At 71.5% G+C, this 1,482-nt stretch carries 1 protein-coding gene and 1 pseudogene; both read right to left on the bottom strand.

The features are described from left to right. On the bottom strand, positions 1-963 hold a 963-nt coding region (locus FV222_RS25830; protein WP_147815984.1), incomplete at its 3' end, for an SPFH domain-containing protein. A 158-nt stretch (positions 964-1,121) separates the two neighbouring features. Continuing rightward, a pseudogene (locus tag FV222_RS25825) lies at positions 1,122-1,439 on the bottom strand (nuclease); the annotation flags it as partial. Between the last annotated feature and the right edge of the window lie 43 nt (positions 1,440-1,482).

The following is a 1,482-nucleotide window of genomic DNA, read 5'->3' as shown; positions in this document are numbered from 1 at the left end:
GCTGGGCGGCGCGCCGGAGCGTGGGCGCGCGGGCGCCGCGCCCTCTCCGAACACCGACTTCGTGATCTCGGCGATGCCGCCCAGCGTCCCGGCGAGTGCCGCCGCCTCGATCGGCACCACCACCACGCGCTGGTTCGGCGCGGTGGCGAGCGCCTTGATCGCGTCCACGTACTTCTCGGCCACCAAGAAGTTCGCCGCCGCGATGTCGCCCGCGGCGATCGCGGCGCTGATCATGCCGGTGGCCTTCGCCTCGGCTTCCGCCGAGCGCTCGCGCGCCTCGGCGTCGCGGAAGGCGGCTTCCTTGCGCCCTTCCGCCTCCAGGATCGCCGACTGCTTGCGCCCCTCGGCGCGCAGGATGTCGGCTTGACGGTGGCCTTCCGCCTCCAGCACCGAGGCGCGCTTCTCGCGCTCGGCCTTCATCTGCCGGGCCATGGCTCCGGCGAGGTCGGCAGGGGGCACGATGTCCTTGATCTCGATGCGGGTCATCTTCACCCCCCAGGGCGAGGCGGCGGCGTCCATCACCCGCAGCAGCCGCTCGTTGATCTCGTCCCGGTGCGAGAGCAGCTGGTCGAGGTCCATCGAGCCGACCACGGTGCGGATGTTGGTCATCGTCAGCGTGCGGGTGGCGACGTCGAGGTTGGAGATCTCGTAGGAGGCGCGGGCGGCGTCGAGCACCTGGTAGAACACCACCGCGTCGATGGTGACGCCGGCGTTGTCGCGGGTGAAGGCCTCCTGGCTCGCCACCTCGATCACCTGCTCCATCACGTTGACGCGGCGCCCGATGCGCTCGACGAACGGCGTGATCAGCCCGAGGCCGGATTCGAGGGTGCGGGCGTAGCGCCCGAAGCGCTCGACGGTGAAGACGTAGCCCTGCGGTACGATGTTGATGCCGGCGGCCAGCGTCACGATCACCAGGATCGCCGCCACGACCGCGAACGTGCTCAGACCGATCGAGAGACTCATCGCCATCCCCCCTGGCGCCGACGCGGCGCGCCGGCATCCTAGCGCAGCCGGAGGCGACTGCGCGATCGGGCGCCGCTCTTCCTGGTCAGGGGCTGGGTTTCTCCACGTCGTCCGGTAGGATCGGGTCCCCGCTCCCGAACGGGAGTGGGATCCGCGGCTTATCGCTTCCACACGCCGATGCGCTCGGTGCGGGCGTGGTCCTCGGCCGCCACCAGCTCGGGGGAGGCTTCCGGAGAGGCGCGGCCGCCGCCGTTGAACAGGACCACCTCGGAAAGGTCGCGGCCCTCGACGGTGCAGGAGACGTTCTCGCTGCCCGGCACCGACGTGCAGGTGACCGGCCGGCCGGCGAGGTACTTGGAGAGCTCGTCGGCCTGGCCGCCCCGCACCCACTCGACGCCGAACAGATGCATCACCTTGCCGGCGACGCGCACGGTCGCGGTGTCGATCACCTCGGCCTTGCCGCTGATCGCGTTGGCGGCCGGCGCGGGCGGCGGCCGCCAACGCGATCAGCGGCAAGGC

The organism is Methylobacterium sp. WL103, assembly GCF_008039885.1.
GTDB lineage: Bacteria > Pseudomonadota > Alphaproteobacteria > Rhizobiales > Beijerinckiaceae > Methylobacterium > Methylobacterium cerastii.
This window is presented reverse-complemented; position numbering and strand designations above follow the sequence as displayed.